The organism is Niastella soli, from assembly GCF_017742245.1.
Classification (GTDB): Bacteria; Bacteroidota; Bacteroidia; order Chitinophagales; family Chitinophagaceae; genus Niastella; species Niastella soli.
Map to the genome: position 1 here is coordinate 370,223 of NZ_JAGHKO010000001.1, position 18,773 is coordinate 388,995.

The following is an 18,773-nucleotide window of genomic DNA, read 5'->3' on the forward strand; positions in this document are numbered from 1 at the left end:
CAGAACAGAATAATATAGTATAACCTGGCCTGTCAGGTGAACAGTGTGGAACATATCGGCGAAACAAAGAATGTATAATTTGATTGCAATGCCGTAATTCCGCTCCCATCTAAAGGCTTTTCCACATCTGTTCTGAATGATCAATTACATAGAAAAAACACGATCAAACCTGTAGAATTACACTGTTAATATCATATAAAATTGGTATTGGCTGAATAGAAAACTTTTTATACTTTTTCGATGGATATAACTTTACTGTTATTAAACTAATCCTGATAATCCCATGAAACTCAACCAGATCGTATTTAATGGCCTGCTTCTGTTTGCAAGCAGCTCCGTAGCGTACTCACAAACAATTACTACCGTAGCCGGTGTTGTAGGATCTCCCGGTTATGGAGGAGATGCCGGTCCTGCCAACAATGCCCGGTTTAACCAACCAAGGGCGGTGGCTACCGACAACGACAACAACCTGTACATCGCGGACATGCGTAACCACGTTATCCGGAAAGTAAACTCCAACGGTATTATCAGCACCGTAGCTGGTAACGGTACCGCTGGTACAGGCGGTGACGGCGGGCCCGCCACCGCAGCCCAGTTAGCTCAACCTACCGGTATGACCATTGATAATGATGGTAATATTTACATCGCTGACTTTAACGCCTCTGTAATTAAGAAAGTTACTACTTCAGGTATCATGAGCATCTTTGCCGGTAACGGTACAGAAGGTTTTGGTGGTGATGGCGGACCTGCTGCGCAGGCCAAGCTGTATCGCCCTACTGCCGTAGCTGTTGATAAAGATGGTAACCTGTTCATTTCAGATGCTTCTAATAAAGTCATCAGAAAAGTAAATAAACAAGGGGTTATCACTACCGTAGCAGGTGTTCCCGGAAGAGCCGGTTACGCCGGTGATGGCGGACCTGCCACTAAAGCGTTATTAACGCAGCCTGGCGGTATTGCCGTAGATTACTCTGGTAATCTGTATATCACCGATCCTTCAAATTCAGTTGTACGTAAAGTAAATGCCGCTGGTATCATTACCACTTTTGCTGGTAACGGAACAGCTGGTTATAGTGGCGACGGTGGTCCTGCTACCAAAGCCCAGTTCCAAATGGGTTCACCCCAGGGTTTGGCGGTTGACCCGGCTGGTAACGTTTATGCTTCTGACTATCAAAACCACGCCATCAGAAAGATCAATACAAAAGGCATCATCACTACCATCGCTGGTACCGGTGCTCCTGATTATGCTGGTGACGGTGGTCCTGCTATCCTGGCGAAGATCTGGTACCCCATCGGTATCGCTACCGATGCTGGTGGTAACGTATTTATCACAGATAGCTACAATAACACCATTCGTGAAATTGTTTCATCTTGTAACGCCCCCATGCCTTCGTTCGAAACACAACCTGCCAGCAAAAGCGCTTGCGCTGGTGGTAGCGTAACATTTACAGTGGCGGCTAACAATGCCGACAACTACCAATGGCAGGCTCAAACGAACGGTGAGTGGGCTGACATAGCAGAAGGTGGTGCTTACTCAGGTACTACCACAACCACGCTCACTGTTAGCGGTATCACTGCCAAGATGAACAACTTACAATATCGTGCCGTAGCGAATAACGCCTGCCGCACTTTGTTCTCTAATAAAGCTGCCTTAACTGTTACAGGTGGTGGTTTACTGCCAACACTGGCTATTGCCCCTGCACTGAACGGTATGTGTACCGGTTCACCAGCTACTTTCAACGTGAAAGTAACCAATGGCGGTGCTGCACCTAGCTATAAATGGATGGTGAACGGTACTGAAACTGGTACCACAAGCCCCTCTTACAGCAATGCTTCTTTAGTTGATGGCGACAAAGTAAGCGTGGTAATGGCAAACACAGCCGGTGGTTGCGGTGGCGCTCCTATCTCTTCAAACGTAATTGAAGTGAAAATGGGAACTGCTCCTGAGATCAAATCGAACAATGAGATCAAAATATTCGAAGGTTTCAGCGCTAAATTAACAGCTACCAGCGCTACTCCTATCACAGGATACGCCTGGACGCCTGCTGCTGGAGTTACTGCTGCCAATACAGCCAGCCCAATTGTAAAACCAGCTAAAACCACTGTTTATAAAGTAACTGGTACTAACGCCAGTGGTTGCGCCGGAACAGCTGAGGTTACTGTAACAGTAGTTAAGAAGATCGCCATGCCAAAAACATTGACAGCTGGCACCACCTTCTCAATCCCTGCAGTTGACCCTGCCTTTACTTTAACAAGTTTCTTTATTACTGATGCTACCGGAAAAGAAGTTTTCAGAACAACCGATATTAACAAAGGTTGGGATGGAACTAACAAAGGCGCGAAAATTGCCAACGGTATTTACAACTATACTATCAGCGGAACTTTACAAACAGGTAAGGTTAGCGTAAAAGGAACTGTTTCATTGGTTAAATAAACTTCCTGGGATATACATAATAAAAAAGGGTGGACCGGTTGATCCACCCTTTTTTTATTTTATAGCTCGTTGAAATTCAACCCCCATTCATTACGTACTTATTCAGGATCAATTTTCAACCATTTTTCGGTCCAACACTTGCATTATTAAAAAAACGTGTTAATCTTTGTATTAACAATTTCACTCAAGCATCCGTACCAATCTCCTACTGAACCGCCCCTCATTTTACAAAACAGCATCCTTTCGAACAGTCCTTTTATTCGTAAATGATTATTTACGTCGTGAGCATTTCCCCATAACTCCAATTCCGCTGATAAAATCATTTTATCTCCAATACCTGTGGTCGTAGTTAGTTTTTGCTTCACCCTTTCAAACCACAAGTATGAAACAATTGTACCCTGCTATCATCAGAATAGCCTTGATCACTGCTTTTATAATATATAACGTTGAAGCCATGGCGCAAACGTTAAACTTTAATACCCCTTCTATTGTATCAGGGACCGACCTGCAACCAGGATGTGTTTACCGGTTTTCATCTATCACCAATGGCGGACTTATTGATGCGCTGGTAAAGATCGACAGCTTAATTGGCGTATCGCTGTCTGGCATAGACGCTACTCCATCTGGCTCCTCTTCCACCGCCTTACAACCGCAATTAAGTTCTTTGGGTGGCGTGGGTTATCATTATGCTGTGATCACGATCAACTTTGTAGCCAGGGGCACCAGCATCCCTTCTCCGGTCTATAATTTCAGCAGCGTCTTTATGGGTATCGACGGCAGCAACCAGATGATGGAGTTTCATGCCATCACCCTTGCCAATCCCACCTGGCAATACGTAAGCCCAACCCCTAAAGTAGCGGTTACCCAAAATGGCGATCTGGTCTGGGGCACGGCTACCAGTTCTAAACCCACTGGGGGGCAAGGGATCGATGAAACTGATTCTACCCAAATGTACAGGGTAAGCTCCGCCTCCCCATCGAGTGCAACCATGCGGATAGGATGGTATCAAAATCAAGCCGGTTGGAATGGTAATGACCTGTTCAGCCTGAACATGCGCGGCGGAGATTTGGCGCCGACCCTGTTACCAGTTACCCTGGTAAGCTTCACCGCACAACTGGCGAATGATAAAGTATGGTTGACCTGGAGCACCAAACAAGAAGATAACGTTAGCAATTACGGTATTGAAAAAAGTTATGACGGTAAAGAATTTGAGCAAACTGGTCTTTTATTCCCGGCCGAAGAGCAGGCTATTACAAACAACTATTCCTTTAAGGACCCGGTTAAGAATACAGCAGTAGGCGTGATCTATTACCGGTTGAAGATGGTTGACAAAAACGGTCAATACAAATACTCTGAAATAAGAACGGTGCGAATTGGCAACAGTAACAATGGCAGTGCAAGAATAACCACCTGGCCTAATCCGGTAGCAAATGAATTACATGTTTCCCTCCCAACCAGTTGGGCAGACCAAACCGTTAGCTGCCAGGTGTTGAATGGCATGGGAAGTTTAGTAAAATCATTCACCATCCAACAAACCGCAATTATAGGCCTGTCTGACGTTCCCCCAGGCACCTATTACATTAAATTGATAAATGGAAAAGAGGCAATTACACAAACAATAATAAAATCAAAAAATTAAAGATAGTTTTTAAGGGTACGATCAATAACGCCGTTCTGTTTCTACAGAATGGCTTTTTTATTTTTAACCGGTCATCTTCGTAATTTCGGCAAAAAACTACATGAACCAACCTATTTTCGACCAGTCAGTGTATGTACAACGCCGCCGGCAATTACAGTCAAAATTGTCAAATGGCCTGGTGTTGTTGTTAGGCAATGAAGACAGTAGTATGAATTATAAAGATAATTGCTACCCCTTCAGACAGGACAGCACTTTCTTATATTATATTGGTATTGACCTGCCGGGCATGGCTGTTATTTTTGACCTGGATGAAAACAAGGAAATACTATTTGGAGAGAACGCCAGCATCGATGATATAATCTGGACTGGCCCCCAACCCCAGGTTCAGGAACTGGCCGAACAAGTTGGTATAGCAACAAGCGATAACCTGGCCCAATTGGCCAACCTGCTGGCAGCAGCCCGCCAGGCACAACGTCCTATACATATTTTACCGCCCTACCGGCCGGAAAACAAAATAAAACTGGCCGCCTGGTTGAACTGTTCTATTGAGCAATTGCATCAGTTTGTATCAGAACCATTGGTCCGTTCGGTTATATCGCAACGTGAAATAAAATCAGCACAGGAAATACAGGAAATGGATAAAGCCTGTACTATTTCAGCCGACATGCACCTGGCCGCCATTCAATATGCCCGCCCCGGCATGAAAGAGTATGAACTGGCAGCCGAAGTAGAAGCCATTGCCCTGGCCAACTATGGGCGCCTCTCCTACCCCACCATTTTAACCATCAACGGCCAAACCCTCCATAATCATTTTCATGGTAATACCATGCAGGAAGGACATATGGTGCTGGTTGATGCGGGCGCAGAAACCACCGGACATTATGCTGGCGATCTTACCCGCACTTTTCCTGTAAGCAATAAATTCACTTCCCGCCAGCACGAATTATACAATGTAGTGCTGGAGGCACTGGAACATGCTATTGCCTTATTACGCCCTGGCATTCAATATAAAGAAATACATACACAGGCCTGTATCAAACTCACTGAAGGACTAACAGCTATTGGACTAATGAAAGGCAATGCCCAGGAAGCCGTAGCAGCAGGCGCCCATACCATGTTCTTCCAATGCGGCCTGGGCCACATGATCGGTCTCGATGTGCATGATATGGAAGATCTGGGTGAACCATTGGTAGGCTATGATGACCAGTTGAAGAAAAGCAAGGAATTTGGCTGGAAATCACTTCGTTTGGGCAAGGCGTTAAAGACTGGATTTACACTTACTGTTGAACCCGGCATTTATATTATCCCTGAATTGATTGACCGCTGGAAAGCTGAACAAAAACACACCTCCTTCATCAATTATGAACTACTTAATGACTATCGTACTTTTGGTGGCATACGCATCGAAGACAATTTTGTGATCACCGATACCGGTAGCAAAAAGCTGGGAAAAGCATTACCCAGGAAACTGGAAGACATAGAAGCCTTACGGAAAGGATAAATAAGCCAAATCAGAAAAACGGGGAAACCTATCAAGACAAGGTTGCAAATTAACCAGCAACCAGTTATTTTTATTGCCAAAACTGAACATTGCACTATATGAAATGGTTTCCCCTATTTACCTTTTTCTTAAATATTTTTTTACAAACAAAGGCGCAAAACGATTCGCTTAACCAGCTTTTCATTAAGAAACATTGCGGCGAAACACACCTGAACATATCTCCAAGATTCGTAACCGCAGATGAAAAGATCCCCTCTTTCTTCTCAAATTTTGAGGTACTTGACCTCAGACATGACACCTCGCGGGTGGGCTTTACCATTACAAGTAACTCCCGGAATGAATTTCTTTTCAAAGAATCAACCAGCAATGCCCTGTTAAACTTTTTCAACAGGTATGCAAAACCGGACGGAACAAAGTCATTCCTCATTCTTATAAAAAAATTCTGGTTGTATGATTCGGTATTTTCAACCGGCACCTCAGCTTATTGGGCCCGTGCCGGCCGGGTTGAATTCCGAGGTGAAGCATTTCTTAAAATTGATAACGGTTATCGTCCGTACACTTTTCTGGACACCGTGATCACTTCCCCCCACAGTGTAAAAGACATGTCAATATTCAGACTATCAAACCTGCTTTATGATTTTTTGGGGAAAATAGTGCACAGCGATGAAACAGCCACACTAAAGAGAAATTCATACACCATCGACGAATTGATGACCCTCAATAAAAAAAGATTTAGTTACCCGATGGACACAGCCATGGTATTGCAAAGCGGTGTGTATGCCAATGTAGAAGAATTCAGGAACAACCGGCCTTCGATCACCAACTTCGAAATAAAACCCGATGAGGACGGCCTTGGTCAGCTATACCTGAAAGATGAATCAAATGATTCTTATTTTTCCCGGAAAATGTTTGGGTATTGTGATGGCAAACAATGTTATGTTATGATGGATGGCAATCTTTTCCCTGTTCTTTCTGTAGATCATGCATTTTATGTATTTGGTTCCCGGGAATATAAAAGAAAGGCGACAAGAGTACCGTTGGTTTTTTTATTTCCAGGCATGATAGTGTATGGCACCTATGATGTGAATGAAAAAATATCCCGGAAAATGCATCTTTTCAGCCTTGATCCGTTGTCAGGCAAGATCTATTAAAGTATTAAATAAGGTGCCGTACCTTTAGCCCCTTCAAACAGCGTTTATGAGTACTAAACGGATCACTATACCGGTATCTTCCACCGTTGGAAAAGTTACTGTTGCTTATGATGTCCCTGCCAATGCCACCTGCCTGTTGACCCTGGCACATGGGGCCGGCGCCGGTATGGACCATTCCTTTATGGTTTCTTTGGCAGAGTCCTTATCCGCGGCCCATATTGGAACCCTGCGATTTAATTTCCCTTTTGCTGAAAATAAAAAAGGCCGGCCCGATACCCCGGCAGTGGCCCACGCAACTATTGAAGCAGCTATTAATAAAGCGCGCGATCTGTTTCCAGATCTGCCCTTGTTTGCAGCCGGGAAGTCATTCGGCGGTCGAATGTCGTCGCAGTATTTATCCACCCATCCCGAGGCTGAAGTAAAGGGGATCGTCTTTTATGGCTTTCCCTTGCACCCTGCAGGTAAACCATCTATTGACCGGGCAGAACATTTGAAAGACGTAAAAGTACCTATGCTTTTTTTACAGGGCACAAAAGATACGCTGGCGCAGTGGGACCTGATAGAAGAAGTATGTGGATCGCTCAAAAAGGCCAAACTGGTGAAACTGGAAGGAGCCGACCATAGCTTTAAAGCCGGCAAACAGGATACCATGAGCATGCTGGTAAAAGCTACCACTGATTGGATTGGACAGGTGTTGAAGCTATAAACGATGGAATTGAAAGAACTTTCTTGGTTGAGCAAACCATTCAGATAGCCGATGGCCCCAAACATTTGCTATGTGAACAAAATAGCAAATCGGGTTCTCATACCACCTATCCTTATGGCTGGAAGACTGACAACGTCCCTCTTGACGACTTAAAAAAATCAGTTCAATTTGTACTTGAATCCAAAATGAAACCAGCTGCATCTTCACAGTTGGGAAACAAATAATACCAAAGCCAGCGCGTTCTGAAATATCGGAACGCGCTGAATTTTTGTGCCCTCCCTCTTTCGCAGACTAAACAAAACAAAAGAGCTACATTGCTTTCGCCCCTACACAACTGTTTTCTTTTACTGTAAACCTTCTATACTGTTAACTGTTAACCCCCACCAAACCATTCTATTTTTTTGCCTTCAATATACCTTGTGATTTCATGACGATTCTTCTATAAAATGGAGAATTCCATTATTCATAGAACAGATGCGCTCATACTTAGCCTGTTTCTGTTTATTGCTATGCTGTTAATGGTCCAATTGGGGAGAATAGCTGAAAAGACAGGGAAACAGGAAGAGAGCGAACCAAAAGGCATAAGCTTTCTGCTTACTGCTATATTTGGTTTGTCGGCCTTTATTCTTGCTTTTACCTTTGGCATGTCCGCTGCACGTTATTTTAACGTGCGCGATCTTATAATAGAGGAAGCAAATAATATTGGGACTGCGGCGCTTCGTTCAAATCTTTATTCAGACAGTGTGAAGGATGCATTTCAGGCGGATTTCGTAAGATATATCGATGCACGTCTTTTTTTTTATGATCATATTGCTAACGAGGATTTGGTAAATAAGGCAAAAACAGCTGCGGAAAAGGCCCGTACTGAATTATGGTTAAGGGCTTCCCGGGAATCAAAAAAACCTAATATGTTTATCCCCTCCAATAATATGATCCCCGCACTGAATGACATGTTCGATATTGCCACAACAATAGAAATGACCTTATATGCAAGAGTGCCTGATCTGGTAATTTATATGTTACTTATTCTTGGGTTAGTTACAAGTTTTATCGGCGGTTATACCAGCAAGGGTATGAGAAAAAAAGACTGGATCATAATTATTGCGTTTGCATTATTCTCATCAATGGTTACTTATATAACGCTCGATCTGGGGCGGCCAATGCGAGGGATTATTAAAGCAAACGTAGGCAAGCAGGCAATTATAGATATAAGCAAAAGTTTAAGATAACCGCCCAATTGATCTATAAATAAATGAAAAATGGAAAAGCTTTTTCGTCCCCGGTTCGCCTTCCAGATCATAAGTTTATTCTGTTTGATCGACGCCTTCTTTTTTATTATTATAGGCATTTATAAATCTGCTAAAGCCGTTGTGCTTTTGTACAAAAGCTTCATCGGAAAAGAATGGCTCAATCCTGGCTTGCAAATGGTGGAATCGCTGGATTCATTTATGCTCGGAATATTATTTGTCATTTTCAGCTATGGCATCTACAGGATCTTTGTGCTACACCATGAAGAGAATGCCAGATTTCCTTCCTGGCTGAATGTGCATTCGTTTAGTGAATTAAAATTTCTCCTTTGGGAAACGGTGTTGGTTGCATTGATAGTATTCAGCTTACAGATTCTGGTACGAAACGAAGACCTGAGCTGGGAAGTACTCCTTTTACCAGGCATTATATTTCTATTGTCTGCCGGCTACTATCTGGTAAATAAAACCAAAAGGCATTAATATGTCGTCATTTAACCGTTACATGGCTTTATTCGGATAATGTTCGGAATGAGTTTTGTAGATTTAATCTTAAACTCAGGATATGAAAAAGCTAGTTGTTACTCCATTAATTTTACTTGTATTATTATTGTTCATATCACCATTTGTAATCGCGCAAAGCAATAAAGAAGATATCGACATTATTCAGGGTGCTTTTGGTAAAGATAAAAAGGAACTGGTTAGAGATTATATGGAGCTGCCCGGGAAAGACAGCGCAGCCTTTTGGAAGCTGTATGATGAATATGAAGATAAAAGGAAAGTAATTGGAAAAGAGCGGATAAATCTCCTGGAGCAATATGCAAACGGATATCAAAACCTCGATGACGCCAAGGCTGAAAAACTGGCCACCGCTATATTAAGCAACGACGCAAAGTATAACAATCTTCATCAGACATACTTTAAAAAATTCACTACAATACTGGGAGCCAGAAATGCCGCCAAATTCTTACAACTTGAAATGTATGTGCAAACATACGTGCGGGCAAATGTGATGCGTGAAATTCCACTGATAGGTGATCTTGACAAACAAAAACCATAAAAAGGTTACTGCTTTCAGCGTTCTATATCGGGAAGATAAATCATACCTTCTCTATGTCCATGCGCGTTATTAAACCATCGCTGAAAGAATAAATGTGCCTTACTGTTCCGTCAAACAAAAGTGCGCCTTGCACGTCCTTTACGATTTGGTGTACCTCTACCTCTAAACGGCCATCCGGTCTTTGTTTAAAACCCGTTGGTTCCACCCGTGGATCCAATTCCTTCCATTGCCGTGTCCAATAATCGCGTACCTCCTCATGTCCATTTACATAACCACCTTCCCAGCCATTGGCCCACCGCACCTGAGGATGCATGGCCGAAAGCACCTGGTCAATATTCCTTGCATTGAAGGCGGAATAGGCTTGTTGTATAAGATCTGCATATTGTGTTTCCATGCAATTCGTTATTTTGATCAAAGTTGTCTTGTAACAATAACCATCTCCAACATAAATATATACAAAATAAAAAAGCCCCGAGCAATGAAGGGCTCAGGTGATCCAACAGGTCAACTTATTTTAATATCAAGTGTTCCTGATGCCCCGTTCCAACAGGTCTGAGTTCCGAGTTCCCTGCACAGTCTTTTCATCCGGGAAGCAATATGGATGACGCGTGATAAATCGGCTAATTGAACCTGAAAGTTCTTGATGATCGTCGGATACAGGAACATGTTTTGAATACTTTGTTCGAATATTTCGATCATGAATATGAACGACTCGTCATTTCGTTCGATCGCATCAACTGCATAGTCGTCAATGAAGTCACCGGCACTATAAATAATGGGTTTCTTCCTGTAAATTTCAATACCGCGGAACACATGACAGGAATGCCCGAAGATGATATCGACACCGGCATCGATAAGCATATGCGCAAATTCACGATGGCCTGGTTCCGGCTCGTATCCCCAGTTAGAACCCCAGTGCAGCGCAACGATGAGTATATTCACTGCAGTCTTTGTTTCCTTTATTCTTTCGATAAGATCAAACGCCCTGGGATCTCCTATATCAACAGGCACATACCAAGTTCCGGATCGATCTGTTTCTGCTTCCCAACCCGTTTCATTTGCGTCTGTAACGGACAGCAGACCAATCTTCATCGAACCCATTTCAAGGATGGCAGGATGTTGCGCCATTAGTAGGTTGGCCCCTGCTCCAGCATATCGAATCCCTGCCTTCTCCAGTAAAACAAATGTATCAGCAAGCGCTTCCCGGCCATAGTCGAGCGTGTGATTATTGGCCAACGACACGGCATTTATGCTGGCCGCCTCAAGCACAGCTATATTGTTGGGATCAGAACGGAATGTAAAAACTTTCAAAGCCGGCGAACCTTTGCTGGACATTACACATTCCAGGTTGCAGATCCGCACATCCGCTTCTTTGAATATGGGAAGCGTATCGCCCCAGGGGTAATCAGGAGGATGGATCTTCAGATTTTCATTTACCAATCTCCCGAGCATTACATCGCCTGTAAGTAATAATTTCATACACTGAAATAGTTACATGATAGTCCAGGGCCTGACAAGAGGTTTAGTATGCAAGATATGGTATAAAACAAAAGGCCCGCTTTACGCAGACCTTTGAAAGAGGTGGAGAAAACGGGATTTGATACCTAAAGTATTATTGGCCGTTCTCAATGTCATAAAATTTGTTTTTATCTGTAGCAATAATATCCACTAACTCATATTTCTGAGGGTCCAATATCCTTACGTCAATTAACTTCAGATATTCGTCGACAATATTACGATCAATCATGATCTTACCATTTCCAGCCCAATGCCTATCCTGACCATTTTTCTTAATTCCAGAAATCCAATATATTTCATGTGATTCTAAATCACTACAGGCACCGTGTCCACTTCCTTTAAGCGCACGGCCATTGAAATAAACCGTCTTACCAGATTTGGAAAATTCTACTTTTCTCCGAAGTGTCCAAAGAAAAGTCAAAATACAATCAGCTCCCGGTCAGGGCTATTTATTGCGGATGACATTTGACAGATAACAGAGTGGTGTTATCCCTGCCCCGGCGGTATGTTACCCCCTGATCTCGCGCCGCATAAATAAGTAGTAGGAAAGCGCAAAGCACAACACGGTTGCGGCCAGCAGGCCGGTTATTTGCGGCCATGCAACCAATAAACTCTCTCTGAAGGATAGTGGTGTGGGAATGGCACCCGCCATTTGCTCCATTGTTAACGGTCCCAAACTTCTGACAGCCGGTAATAGAAGCACCGTAGTAGCATCTGTATACAATTGACTGGGCGAGAACCTGAGCAAGTTCAGGATCACATTATTGTAATAAAGCACTTCGCCTTGTGACAGAAATGCCGGATCAGGCAAAAAGGCTTTCACCACCATATTTACCACAATCTTGTAAAAGATGGTAAAGAACAGCCAGATGCCGATAGCGGTGAGCGCAGAAGTTGTGGCCTGTTTAAATTTTACCGACAGTAAAATGGACAGGCTTAACCAAAAACCTACGTATAATACGGTTAACAGTACAAATGAAAGGATACGGAGCACCTCTACCCACTCGATGGATACGCCGGTGATAATAAGCCCCCCGCCGATCATAAGCAGGCTAAGGGATAAGAACAAGGTGGTGATAACTATTACAGGACTGATAAATTTTGCCAGCAACAGGTTATCCCGGTAAACAGGCTGTGCCAACAGCCTGATAAGCGTCCCATTCTGTTGCTCGGCGTTTACCGCATCAAAGCCCAGCCCTATACCCAGAATAGCGCCCAGAAAGCTCATGAAGATGTGGAATGAAGGAAGCGAACCATCCGTGGTTGTCAGGATCTTCAGGTATAACAATAAGCGGCCTTCTTCCATGGGTCCTGTAACAGCAGTTTTCAAATTGGTCATTGACACGTATATTGACCCGAAAAATGTCAATACGATCAATGCCAACAGCACAATGAACCGCCAGCTTCTGACAAGATCGCCAATTTCTTTTCTTACAATTGTAGAAAAAGGCGATACGATGTGATGATGCGTGAGATCACTTTTTAATCTTTTTGAAAATTGATCTTTGAAATAAATTACCGGACTTTCCATTAGATTCTTTTTCAGTTAGATTATTTTCAAAATAACGTTGGTATATTTCTTCGAGGCCATATTCTTTTTGATGTACGCCCATAATGTTCAGGCCTTTTCCAACAAAATATCGGACGAACTCCGGGGTGGCATTTCTTGTACACGACACTTCAACTGTATTTTCATGTACAGTGGCTCGGGTCACTCCTTCTATATTCAATAACCCCGCCTGACATTCCGTCCAGCCGGTGACCTGATCATCGAAAGTGATCTTTACCACATGGGCATCCCGCGAAAACAGGTGGTTCGAGAGCCTGGCAATATGATCGCTTGCCAGCAACCTTCCTTCCACAAAAATGCCTACCCGGTCACACACCCGCTGCACCTGGTTAAGGTGGTGTGAAGACAGCAGCACCGTTATATTCTGTTGATTGCTTAGTTGCCTTATCAATGATAAAAAGGCCGATACACCGGCCGGATCTATGCCTAACGTAGGCTCGTCCATAATGATAACCTCCGGTTGTTTAATGAGCACTTCAGCCAACCCTAACCGTTGTTTCATTCCTCGGGAATAAGTGCCTGCTTTTTTATTCATTGCCTGGCCAAGACCAACCAGGTCCATCATTTCGGTGGCACGCGGCCGCACCGTTGATTCGGGGATGCCATTTAACCTGCCGATATAAACGAGGTTATCCAGGGCACTCATGCCATCGTAAAAACCCATATTATCAGGCATGTAACCCACTTTCTTTTTTACAGCCACGGGGTTGCTGGTTGCATTATATCCGCAAACGGTAACCTTTCCCGACGTGGGTTCAGTAAGCCCCAGCATCATCAAAATGGTGGTGGTTTTACCGGCACCGTTTGGGCCCAGCAGGCCATAGATCTCCCCTTTTTGAATAGTTAATGAGAGGTTGTCTACTGCTTTCAGCGAACCATACAATTTAGTCAACCCCATTAACTCAATGACAGGATTTTCCATATTGACAGTTACTTATCTTCTACCATATTTTCGAATGAGGAAATACACCATACCAACAGCTCCCAGGATGATCAGCATCCCTAGCCAACCGGCCAGCCAACTTGTGGTTACAGTTAACCGGTAGGAAGAGTTGGATGTGACATTGGAATTGCTTGCGGTTAAAGTGGTGACATAGTCTCCCGCAATTGTTTTGTCGGGAACATTTATATAAGCAGTTACGTTCACGGTCCCTCCGGGGTCAAGGCGGTCTAACTTAGCCGGTTCAAAAGTCACACTCCATTTAGCCGGTGTTTGAGCAGACAGATCGATATTGTTGAGCGGCAAACTGCCCTGATTTTTTACAGTCAGATAAACGGGCTTACGATCGCCTTCCGTTACCTCACCACTTAACAACCCCGTTGGGGTAGTTAACTCCAGTGCATAGGCTCCCTTTACTACCGCTTCGAGGTTCAATTCAAGCTTACCCTGATCGGAAGTAGCAGTAACCGGGATAGCATATTTGCCAGGTTTGGCAGTAACCGATGGCGTTAGTTCAATAGAAATGTCCTGCGTTTTGTTTGAATCAAGCCGGAATGAAGTGACCTGCATGCCATCTACGCGGAAACTGCTGGACCAGCCGGGCGGAGCAGCCGTTTGTAATTCATAAGTAACAGACCGGTTTTGACCATTATGGAGGGAGGCATTGAAGCGGAAGGTTTCTTTTGCGTTAGCCTCCAGGTTAATTAACCGGGCCGAAAAACTGGAATTGTTATCAGGTCCCGAATGGGCGGATGCTGCACCGGGAATTAAAAAATTGAGAATGAAAAAGAAAAGAATGAAAAAGGGGCTTGGTCCACGGCCTTCAATTCGCCGGGGCGGACGATGTTGCGCTAACATAAGATTAACAAACAGTTTTAATATTTATTAATGATAATAAAAGCGCCTTAAAAAAAGGCACGCTAATTTAAAATAGGAAATACATTTCCTCCAAAAAAAATTTAAAAAATGTTTAATCACAAAGTGATCAACCGTTCTTACACACTTGTTTGAATAAGCCGCCTCAGCACATTTATCCATGTTGCAGACAACAACAAGGTCATGCCTGTTATCCCAATAGTTATTTTGTAAAACTCATAGTCTATGACATGAAGATTATAGGCAAGCGAACACGCCAGTAAACCGAATTCACCTGTATGAGCAAGTAAGGCCCCGCCATAAAGGCTTTGTTGCCAATTGTAACCCAACAAACGGAAAACCACGCCCGACAAAACAGAATTACTGACCAATACCAGTAATGCCCCGCCCGCTATAACCCCGGCATGTTCCAGCAAATAACCAGGATCCAGTTGTAAACCAATAGTAATAAAAAAAAGCGCTACAAAAAAGATCCTGAAGGGTTTTAACGCATTCTCGAGCCAGTCAAAGGCAACTGTTCTACCAATACACAACCCGGCCACAAAACTGCCAATAGCGCTGCTTAAACCTGCCAGTTCAGCCAATGCACCAAACCCAAGGGAGATCAACAGCCCAAGGAAAACCTGCAGCTCATGGTCATTTTTTAACCCTTTTAATATAGTAGCCCGGAAAAAAGACCGGTGCCGCACTGCACGCAAAAGCAAAATAATAGCTGCGCATACAAGAATGGCAATCATTAATTTGCTTATAGACACTGCACCAGCCCCCATAAAGCGAAACAGGGCCGAAGTGGGGGCCACCATAAGATCCTGTAACAATAAGATATTCAGAATAACAGTACCAAAAGAGGTGCTGAGCTCATTATTGCGGCTGAGGTATTCACCAACAATAGCAGTGCTGTTAAAATTAAACAGGGCTGCCAGCGTAAGGGTATAATAGATCTTCAAATGAAAAAAATAACCCAACAGAAAGGCAAAACCAATGCTCAGCAATATTTTTATTGACTGTGCAATCACGGGTTTAAGCAGCAGGCTCCGCTCGTCGGGGATCTTCATTTCCATGCCCAGAAAAAACATCAGGAATAATAAACCGAGCTGCCCGACCTGTTCTACCTCTACTTGGCCAGGCACTAAACTGGCCATAGCAGGACGTAGTAAAACACCTGCAATCATATAGGCAATCAGGTATGGCTGCCCGATCTTTTTCAGCAGCAATACGAGCAGTAAGATCACCAGGCATGCCAGGCAAATGGCAGCCAACACCGTATTCATATCATTACTGAATGTTTGTTACAGGTTTAAGCATCAGTATGCGAAAGGTTTCTCGTAAGATCACTTTACAATTTTCACTGGCTTCACAGAGAACAGCAAACCGTGTTTGCAGCACTGTCGACAACGTATCTTTTATTTCCAACAGATCAAAACGGATGGGCGCCAGGCTTTCAGTGATCACTTCTCCATTTAATTGGGAGAACAGGTCAACTGCCGCCTCGTAGCCTCCCGTAATATTGAAACGGCCAGCTTCGACGTACCCTTCGGGCAAACGCATACTGACAATAATTTCATATTGCGGTTCCATAGTTAATAAATTGTAATAAAAGCCCGCCCGGTTGGGCGGGCCTGGATTAGTTGATGGCTATTTGTCTGGGACCTTTTTGTTTGGCCTCTTCTTTTTTGGGAATATTTAAATTCAGCAGGCCATTTTCATAAGTCGCCATGATCTTCTCAGCATCTACCACGTCCTTAGGAAGCTGAAATGTCCGGGTAAAAGACTGATAGCTGAATTCCCGGCGGGTATAGGTCTCTTCTTTCTTTGTTTCTTCAGATTGCCTGGCAGAACTGATAGTGAGTTGATTGCCGTCGAGCGTGATGTTAAAATCCTTCTTCTCCATACCGGGTGCAGCTACTTCCACAATAAACGCTTCGGCATTTTCCTTAATATTCACCGCAGGAACAGTGGTGCTGGTAGAAGAGAAATTACTGTTACCCCAGTTGAAAAATTCACGGCTAAAGAAATCATCGAATATGGTTGGAAAAGCAGGCAGGCTATTTCCATTTCTTTTAATAACAGACATAGTTAACCTCTTTTAAATTGTTATATAATGATTATTAAAACGAACTGGCCAGTTCTGAAAAATTCCTATCAAGGAGTATACCAGCGGCACGGGAACTGAATATTCTTCAGATTTACTGTCATTTTTTGATTTTGGCAGGCCCTGTCAGGTAAAAAATGACAGTTGCCTGGCGACGCCTCTGAACGCAGATTAGATTCAAACTTAGAGGCTTTTTATTTTGCTAGCTCACGGATTTACTCACTAAATATTTTAATCTTTTTTAGCAAGAACCGAGAATCTACCTGTGGAGAATACCGGAGTCGAACCACTGACCTTCCCGACATGTCGGGACGCTCTAACCCGAGTTAATTCCCTTTCCTCCAAATAGCTCTGCAAAACAAAAAAGGCCCGCTTTACGCAGACCTTTGAAAGATGTGGAGAATACCGGAGTCGAACCGGTGACCTCTTGCATGCCATGCAAGCGCTCTAGCCAACTGAGCTAATTCCCCTTATTCTGAAGTTGACTTGTGACCTTCCCGACCATGGTCGGGACGCTCTAGCCAACTGAGCTAACTCCCCCTATTTTTGGGTTTGCAAATATAGAGCTATCGTTCAGTTTCACCAAATAAAAGCTCACCAATACAAAAAAATAAATTTCTGTACCCCTGAACCCTATGCTGTTAAATAGGTGAAAACACCTTTATTTTATTCATTAATTTTTCGTAACATAGTGATCCTGGAACTTTAATCTCTACCCGTTTTTGTGCTCCTGCTAAATCCACAGATAAACCGTGATTAATTTTTACAATCCTAAATCTGCCTGTATGCGTGATATTACAACTACCCTCCTCTACCGCTGGTTTCATGAAGTATGGAATCAAAGTCAGGAACAAACCATTGACGAATTGTTAAGCCCCGATTGTTACGCCCATGGCATTAATGCGGAAGACGGCGCAAAAGGCATTGAAGGGTTCAAAGCTTTTTACCAGGACTTCCAGAAGCAATTTCAACATATCCAAATCAACATAAAGGATGTTATTTCCCAGGATGATATGGAATGCGCCCATACCGAGGTTACTGCAATCCATAGAAAAACGGGAACACCCGTGAAGTTTTCAGGTCTTTGCCTGGTAAGAATTGAAAATGGAAAAATTGAAGAAGCCTGGAATCATTACGATTTTCTGAATATGCACCAACAACTGGGACAGGAACTCACGCCCCTTGAGTTAGCATAGCTTTGTAAAGAGTCTTTTAAATGCCCGCGTAATTGCGGGCTTTTATGTTAATTTACATCAATGAAAACTCTTGGGATCATAGGTGGGATCCTCCCGGGAATTTACAGTTGCCTCAATTATGCAATCAATGACGTTTTCAGCCTTACAACTATTCAAACCAGCGCCCCAGCAGGCATTAAATTCCAGGATAAACCATCCGGCTATATCACTACAAGCAATATCAATAACAACAACTTTAGGTAAGTCTTTTTTGTTACTATCCATAAAGTCTAAAACAAATTGTGTGGCACTTGTTAGATCCGCCTCGCCTTCATACAATGCAAGATCTTTTACCATTCCATCCTTTACATAACACCTTGCTTCAGCCTTAATATCGCTTATAATCGTTGACACCAACACTTTTTCTGTATCCTCCAGCCCACCAGCAACCTGCATAAAATCATTCAACGTTTGAAAAACGCCGGCCATAAACATTTTAGGTATAACAGGTTTTATAAAAACAGGAAAATCGCTTTCCGTAAGTTGATCAATCAGTTTTAATTGAATAATGCGTTTTGTCCATGCCTGGTCAAGCCGTGCAATAAGCGAATCATCTGGCGAGAGCAATTCAACGTTATAGATCTGTGCCAGCACCAATGAAAATGCCTGGTTACCATAAATGGCAATTTGCTGCCGGGCCAGCTCTTCATCCCTGATCCAATATTTTCCCAGCCGTTTTATTTGTCCGCCGTTCTTCGTCCAGGCTTCAAAGACCTGTTCAGTTTCGGGATCTGTTTTTTCTGGTATTAAAAGAATTGGCTTGTGCATGGTGACCGTTTAGGTTAGGCTAACATAATTTCCACTATTATA

General features: G+C 43.4%; 18 protein-coding genes and 1 tRNA gene. 9 read left to right on the top strand and 10 right to left on the bottom strand.

Annotated features, from left to right (window positions below; genetic code table 11):
• Positions 1-283: 283 nt before the first annotated feature.
• From J7I42_RS01310 to J7I42_RS01345, 8 genes are all read left to right on the top strand, one after another.
• Positions 284-2,431: an NHL domain-containing protein gene (locus tag J7I42_RS01310; protein ID WP_209136964.1), complete on the top strand. Its 2,148-nt coding sequence runs from the start codon at positions 284-286 to the stop codon at positions 2,429-2,431.
• A gap of 382 nt (positions 2,432-2,813) precedes the next feature.
• Positions 2,814-4,070 carry a T9SS type A sorting domain-containing protein gene (locus J7I42_RS01315; RefSeq protein WP_209136965.1) on the top strand — a complete coding sequence of 419 codons (1,257 nt, stop codon included), beginning with the start codon at positions 2,814-2,816 and terminating at the stop codon, positions 4,068-4,070.
• A 100-nt stretch (positions 4,071-4,170) separates the two neighbouring features.
• Positions 4,171-5,571 (top strand): aminopeptidase P family protein, encoded by a 1,401-nt coding sequence (locus tag J7I42_RS01320; RefSeq protein ID WP_209136966.1) that lies wholly within the window; start codon positions 4,171-4,173, stop codon positions 5,569-5,571.
• Between the two features lie 98 nt (positions 5,572-5,669).
• Positions 5,670-6,722, top strand: coding sequence for a hypothetical protein (locus J7I42_RS01325; protein WP_209136967.1), 1,053 nt, complete (start codon positions 5,670-5,672; stop codon positions 6,720-6,722).
• 46 nt (positions 6,723-6,768) lie between these two features.
• Entirely contained in the window at positions 6,769-7,428 is a 660-nt protein-coding gene (locus J7I42_RS01330; RefSeq protein WP_209136968.1) for an alpha/beta hydrolase family protein, read from the top strand.
• 446 nt (positions 7,429-7,874) lie between these two features.
• Positions 7,875-8,657, top strand: a complete 783-nt coding sequence (locus J7I42_RS01335; RefSeq protein WP_209136969.1) for a hypothetical protein — start codon at positions 7,875-7,877, stop codon at positions 8,655-8,657.
• 30 nt (positions 8,658-8,687) lie between these two features.
• On the top strand, positions 8,688-9,155 hold the full coding sequence (locus tag J7I42_RS01340; RefSeq protein ID WP_209136970.1) for a YqhA family protein: 468 nt from the start codon (positions 8,688-8,690) through the stop codon (positions 9,153-9,155).
• An 82-nt stretch (positions 9,156-9,237) separates the two neighbouring features.
• Positions 9,238-9,732, top strand: coding sequence for a hypothetical protein (locus J7I42_RS01345; RefSeq protein ID WP_209136971.1), 495 nt, complete (start codon positions 9,238-9,240; stop codon positions 9,730-9,732).
• A 40-nt stretch (positions 9,733-9,772) separates the two neighbouring features.
• Here the strand turns inward: J7I42_RS01345 and J7I42_RS01350 are convergent, their stop codons facing one another.
• The 9 genes from J7I42_RS01350 to J7I42_RS01390 form a co-directional block, all read right to left on the bottom strand.
• Positions 9,773-10,126: a nuclear transport factor 2 family protein gene (locus J7I42_RS01350; RefSeq protein WP_209136972.1), complete on the bottom strand. Its 354-nt coding sequence runs from the start codon at positions 10,124-10,126 to the stop codon at positions 9,773-9,775.
• Positions 10,127-10,236: 110 nt separating this feature from the next.
• Complete coding sequence (locus J7I42_RS01355) at positions 10,237-11,211, bottom strand: CapA family protein (RefSeq protein ID WP_209136973.1); 975 nt, start codon at positions 11,209-11,211, stop codon at positions 10,237-10,239.
• Positions 11,212-11,758: 547 nt separating this feature from the next.
• Complete coding sequence (locus tag J7I42_RS01360; protein ID WP_209136974.1) at positions 11,759-12,781, bottom strand: ABC transporter permease; 1,023 nt, start codon at positions 12,779-12,781, stop codon at positions 11,759-11,761.
• On the bottom strand, positions 12,726-13,742 hold the full coding sequence (locus tag J7I42_RS01365) for an ABC transporter ATP-binding protein (protein WP_209136975.1): 1,017 nt from the start codon (positions 13,740-13,742) through the stop codon (positions 12,726-12,728). Before J7I42_RS01365 ends, J7I42_RS01360 begins: the two co-directional genes overlap by 56 nt.
• A gap of 12 nt (positions 13,743-13,754) precedes the next feature.
• Positions 13,755-14,618 (bottom strand): COG1470 family protein, encoded by an 864-nt coding sequence (locus J7I42_RS01370; protein ID WP_209136976.1) that lies wholly within the window; start codon positions 14,616-14,618, stop codon positions 13,755-13,757.
• A 137-nt stretch (positions 14,619-14,755) separates the two neighbouring features.
• Positions 14,756-15,907: a cation:proton antiporter gene (locus J7I42_RS01375; protein ID WP_209136977.1), complete on the bottom strand. Its 1,152-nt coding sequence runs from the start codon at positions 15,905-15,907 to the stop codon at positions 14,756-14,758.
• A 4-nt stretch (positions 15,908-15,911) separates the two neighbouring features.
• On the bottom strand, positions 15,912-16,214 hold the full coding sequence (locus tag J7I42_RS01380) for a hypothetical protein (RefSeq protein WP_209136978.1): 303 nt from the start codon (positions 16,212-16,214) through the stop codon (positions 15,912-15,914).
• Between the two features lie 46 nt (positions 16,215-16,260).
• Entirely contained in the window at positions 16,261-16,710 is a 450-nt protein-coding gene (locus J7I42_RS01385; RefSeq protein ID WP_209136979.1) for an Hsp20/alpha crystallin family protein, read from the bottom strand.
• A gap of 414 nt (positions 16,711-17,124) precedes the next feature.
• A tRNA-Ala gene (locus tag J7I42_RS01390) sits at positions 17,125-17,198 on the bottom strand.
• A gap of 315 nt (positions 17,199-17,513) precedes the next feature.
• Here J7I42_RS01390 and J7I42_RS01395 point away from each other — a divergent pair.
• Entirely contained in the window at positions 17,514-17,924 is a 411-nt protein-coding gene (locus J7I42_RS01395) for an ester cyclase (RefSeq protein WP_209136980.1), read from the top strand.
• Between the two features lie 57 nt (positions 17,925-17,981).
• Here the strand turns inward: J7I42_RS01395 and J7I42_RS01400 are convergent, their stop codons facing one another.
• Positions 17,982-18,731 carry an ATP-grasp domain-containing protein gene (locus J7I42_RS01400; RefSeq protein WP_209136981.1) on the bottom strand — a complete coding sequence of 250 codons (750 nt, stop codon included), beginning with the start codon at positions 18,729-18,731 and terminating at the stop codon, positions 17,982-17,984.
• Between the last annotated feature and the right edge of the window lie 42 nt (positions 18,732-18,773).

What these genes read in the sequence shown, in the direction of transcription:
- J7I42_RS01355 (WP_209136973.1), bottom strand. Translation starts at nt 11,211, where the DNA reads ATGAAATTATTACTTACAGGCGATGTAATGCTCGGGAGATTGGTAAAT.
- J7I42_RS01365 (WP_209136975.1), bottom strand. Translation starts at nt 13,742, where the DNA reads ATGGAAAATCCTGTCATTGAGTTAATGGGGTTGACTAAATTGTATGGT.
- J7I42_RS01385 (WP_209136979.1), bottom strand. Translation starts at nt 16,710, where the DNA reads ATGTCTGTTATTAAAAGAAATGGAAATAGCCTGCCTGCTTTTCCAACC.
- J7I42_RS01315 (WP_209136965.1), top strand. Translation starts at nt 2,814, where the DNA reads ATGAAACAATTGTACCCTGCTATCATCAGAATAGCCTTGATCACTGCT.
- J7I42_RS01360 (WP_209136974.1), bottom strand. Translation starts at nt 12,781, where the DNA reads ATGGAAAGTCCGGTAATTTATTTCAAAGATCAATTTTCAAAAAGATTA.
- J7I42_RS01395 (WP_209136980.1), top strand. Translation starts at nt 17,514, where the DNA reads ATGCGTGATATTACAACTACCCTCCTCTACCGCTGGTTTCATGAAGTA.
- J7I42_RS01330 (WP_209136968.1), top strand. Translation starts at nt 6,769, where the DNA reads ATGAGTACTAAACGGATCACTATACCGGTATCTTCCACCGTTGGAAAA.
- J7I42_RS01345 (WP_209136971.1), top strand. Translation starts at nt 9,238, where the DNA reads ATGAAAAAGCTAGTTGTTACTCCATTAATTTTACTTGTATTATTATTG.
- J7I42_RS01375 (WP_209136977.1), bottom strand. Translation starts at nt 15,907, where the DNA reads ATGAATACGGTGTTGGCTGCCATTTGCCTGGCATGCCTGGTGATCTTA.
- J7I42_RS01400 (WP_209136981.1), bottom strand. Translation starts at nt 18,731, where the DNA reads ATGCACAAGCCAATTCTTTTAATACCAGAAAAAACAGATCCCGAAACT.
- J7I42_RS01370 (WP_209136976.1), bottom strand. Translation starts at nt 14,618, where the DNA reads ATGTTAGCGCAACATCGTCCGCCCCGGCGAATTGAAGGCCGTGGACCA.
- J7I42_RS01320 (WP_209136966.1), top strand. Translation starts at nt 4,171, where the DNA reads ATGAACCAACCTATTTTCGACCAGTCAGTGTATGTACAACGCCGCCGG.
- J7I42_RS01350 (WP_209136972.1), bottom strand. Translation starts at nt 10,126, where the DNA reads ATGGAAACACAATATGCAGATCTTATACAACAAGCCTATTCCGCCTTC.
- J7I42_RS01380 (WP_209136978.1), bottom strand. Translation starts at nt 16,214, where the DNA reads ATGGAACCGCAATATGAAATTATTGTCAGTATGCGTTTGCCCGAAGGG.
- J7I42_RS01310 (WP_209136964.1), top strand. Translation starts at nt 284, where the DNA reads ATGAAACTCAACCAGATCGTATTTAATGGCCTGCTTCTGTTTGCAAGC.
- J7I42_RS01340 (WP_209136970.1), top strand. Translation starts at nt 8,688, where the DNA reads ATGGAAAAGCTTTTTCGTCCCCGGTTCGCCTTCCAGATCATAAGTTTA.
- J7I42_RS01335 (WP_209136969.1), top strand. Translation starts at nt 7,875, where the DNA reads ATGGAGAATTCCATTATTCATAGAACAGATGCGCTCATACTTAGCCTG.
- J7I42_RS01325 (WP_209136967.1), top strand. Translation starts at nt 5,670, where the DNA reads ATGAAATGGTTTCCCCTATTTACCTTTTTCTTAAATATTTTTTTACAA.